Source organism: Rhodococcus sp. NPDC057014 (assembly GCF_042673295.1).
Classification (GTDB): Bacteria; Actinomycetota; Actinomycetes; order Mycobacteriales; family Mycobacteriaceae; genus Rhodococcus_F.
This window is the reverse complement of the sequence record NZ_JBHUSF010000540.1, coordinates 1-3,207: the sequence shown is the minus strand read 5'-3', so window position 1 is coordinate 3,207 and position 3,207 is coordinate 1. Positions and strand designations below refer to the sequence as shown.

Sequence of the window (3,207 nt, the reverse complement as noted above, 5' to 3'; positions counted from 1 at the left end):
CGTCACGACGCCGGCGGGTGCCGTTGCTTGCACAGCCGCCGACGTGAAACCCGGTCGGCCGCCGACCGGTGAAAACGGGGTGCGCCTATCCTGGATAATCGGTGTCGAGCCCTGTTCTCCGCAGAACAGTCCGCTCGTCCGAGACACCGTGTCCCGACAGTCGCAGAGAGGACCTCTCATGCTCGCCCGCACCGACCTTCGTGGTCGTACCCCTTCCACGGCCGAACTTCGCGCCGCACTTCCTCGAGGTGGAGTGGATGTGGACGCGGTCCTGCATCAGGTTCGCCCCGTCGTCGAGGCGGTCCGTGAACGCGGCGCCGACGCCGCCCTCGAATACAGTGAGAAGTTCGACGGCGTCCGCCCCGCGCAGGTGCGGGTGCCCCAGGCCGAACTGGACCGCGCCCTCCACGAACTCGACCCCGCAGTCCGCGCCGCCCTCGAGGTCGCGATCGAACGCACCCGAAAGGTCCACGCCGACCAGCGCCGCACCGACACCACCACCGAGGTCGTCCCGGGCGGCACCGTCACCGAACGCTGGGTGCCCGTCGACCGCGTCGGGCTGTACGTCCCGGGCGGCAACGCCGTCTACCCGTCCAGCGTCGTGATGAACGTGGTGCCCGCGCAGGCAGCCGGCGTCCGCTCGCTCGTGGTGGCGTCGCCGCCGCAGTCCGAGTTCGGTGGTCTGCCGCACCCGACGATCCTCGCCGCGGCCGCCCTGCTGGGTGTCGACGAGGTGTGGGCCGTCGGCGGCGGTCAGGCCGTCGCGCTGCTCACCTACGGCGGCACCGACACGAACGGTGCCGAACTCGCCCCCGTCGACCTCATCACCGGCCCCGGCAATATCTACGTCACCGCCGCCAAGCGCCTCTGCCGCGGCCTCGTCGGCATCGACGCCGAGGCGGGCCCCACCGAGATCGCGATCCTCGCCGACCACACCGCCGACCCGGTGCACGTCGCGGCAGACATGATCAGCCAGGCCGAGCACGACGTGATGGCCGCGAGCGTGCTCGTCACGTCCAGCGTCGAACTCGCCGACGCCGTCGACACCGCGCTGGCCGCGCAGCTCGAGATCACCAAGCACAAGGAGCGCGTCACCGCGGCGCTGTCCGGCACCCAGTCGGGCACCGTCCTGGTCTCCGACGTCGAGGCCGGGCTGCGGGTGGTCAACGCCTACGCCGCCGAGCACCTCGAGATCCAGACCGAGAACGCCACCGCCGTCGCAGCGAAGGTGACCAGTGCGGGCGCGGTGTTCGTCGGGCCGTGGGCGCCGGTCAGCCTCGGCGACTACTGCGCCGGGTCCAACCACGTCCTGCCCACCGCGGGCTGCGCCCGGCACTCCTCGGGCCTGAGCGTGCAGACGTTCCTGCGCGGCATCCACGTGGTCGACTACTCCGAATCCGCGCTGAAGGAGGTCTCCGGTCACGTCATCACGCTCGCGAACGCCGAGGACCTGCCCGCACACGGTGAGGCCGTGCGGCTGCGGTTCGAGGCGCTGCGGTGACCGCCGCGAACGTGCCCGGTTCGTCGATCGGGGTCGCTGCCCTGCCGATCCGGGAGAATCTGCGCGGCAAGTCGGCGTACGGGGCACCGCAGCTGACGGTCCCCGTTCAGCTGAACACCAACGAGAACCCGCACCCGCCGACCAAGGCGCTCGTCGACGACGTCGCGGAGTCCGTGCGGGAGGCCGCACGCGAACTGCACCGCTACCCGGACCGCGACGCGGTGGCGCTGCGCACCGACCTCGCCGCGTACCTCGTCCGCCAGACCGGGGTGCCGGTCACGGTCGACAACGTGTGGGCGGCCAACGGGTCCAACGAGATCCTGCAGCAGCTGCTGCAGGCGTTCGGCGGTCCCGGTCGCAGCGCGATGGGCTTCGTGCCGTCGTACTCGATGCACCCGATCATCGCGGACGGCACCGAGACCGAGTGGCTGCCGATCTTCCGCCGCGCCGACTTCGCGCTCGACGTGGACGCCGCGACCGCGGCGATCGCCGAACGCAGGCCGGACGTCGTGTTCGTCACCAGCCCCAACAACCCGACCGGGCACAGCGTCGGCATCGCGGAACTGCGCCGGGTCCTCGACGCCGCGCCGGGCATCGTGATCGTCGACGAGGCGTACGCCGAATTCTCCGACGCGCCGAGCGCCCTGACGCTGCTCGACGAGTACCCGTCGAAGCTGGTGGTGTCGCGGACGATGAGCAAGGCGTTCGCGTTCGCCGGCGGCAGGCTCGGATACCTCGCGGCCGCACCGGCCTTCATCGAGGCACTGCTCCTGGTCCGGCTGCCGTACCACCTGTCGGTGGTCACCCAGGCCGCTGCCCGCGCGGCGCTGCGGCACGCGAACGAGACGCTCGCCAGCGTGCACGCCCTCGCCGCGGAGCGGGTGCGGGTGTCGAAGGCATTGGAGGACACGGGTTTCCACGTCATCCCCAGCGACGCGAACTTCATCCTGTTCGGTGAGTTCACCGACAGTGCCCGCGCCTGGCAGGCCTACCTCGACCGCGGAGTGCTGATCCGGGACGTCGGGATCCCCGGATACCTGCGCGCCACCGTCGGGCTGGCCTCCGAGAACGACGCCTTCATCGTGGCGAGCGACGAGATCGCCGCCACCGAACTCACCAGCTCAGGAGACCGAGGATGACCGACCGCATCGCCCGCGTGGAGCGCACCACCAAGGAATCGAGCATCACCGTCGAACTGAACCTCGACGGCACCGGCATCGTCGACGTCTCCACCGGGGTTCCGTTCTTCGACCACATGCTGACCGCGCTCGGCTCCCACGCGAGTTTCGACCTCACCGTCCACGCGAAGGGCGACATCGAGATCGAGGCGCACCACACGGTCGAGGACACGTCGATCGTGCTCGGACAGGCGCTCGGTCAGGCCCTCGGCGACAAGAAGGGCATCCGCCGGTTCGGTGACGCGTTCATCCCGATGGACGAGACGCTCGCCCACGCGTCGGTCGACGTGTCCGGGCGACCGTACTGCGTCCACACCGGCGAACCGGAGCACCTGCTGCACGCCGTCATCGGCGGATACCCGGGGGTGCCGTACGCGACCGTGATCAACCGGCACGTGTTCGAGTCGATCGCGCTCAACGCGCGCATCGCCCTGCACGTGCGCGTGCTCTACGGGCGCGATCAGCACCACATCACCGAGGCCGAGTTCAAGGCCGTCGCCCGTGCACTGCGTGAGGCCGTCGAACCCG

Annotated in this window: 3 protein-coding genes; all 3 read left to right on the top strand. The window is 70.5% G+C overall.

The genetic code is table 11. From position 1 onward, the window contains the following. The first annotated feature begins 178 nt into the window (after positions 1–178). The gene (gene hisD, locus ACFTZB_RS44445) at positions 179–1,501 is read left to right on the top strand and encodes a histidinol dehydrogenase (protein WP_378442213.1); all 1,323 of its coding nucleotides are present in this window, start codon (positions 179–181) and stop codon (positions 1,499–1,501) included. Further along, positions 1,498–2,640 (top strand): histidinol-phosphate transaminase, encoded by a 1,143-nt coding sequence (locus ACFTZB_RS44440; protein WP_378442211.1) that lies wholly within the window; start codon positions 1,498–1,500, stop codon positions 2,638–2,640. The genes hisD and ACFTZB_RS44440 overlap by 4 nt, the downstream gene beginning before the upstream one ends. Beyond that, a partial coding sequence (hisB, locus tag ACFTZB_RS44435; protein WP_378442209.1) for an imidazoleglycerol-phosphate dehydratase HisB occupies positions 2,637–3,207 on the top strand: 571 nt, incomplete at its 3' end. The genes ACFTZB_RS44440 and hisB, both read left to right, overlap by 4 nt.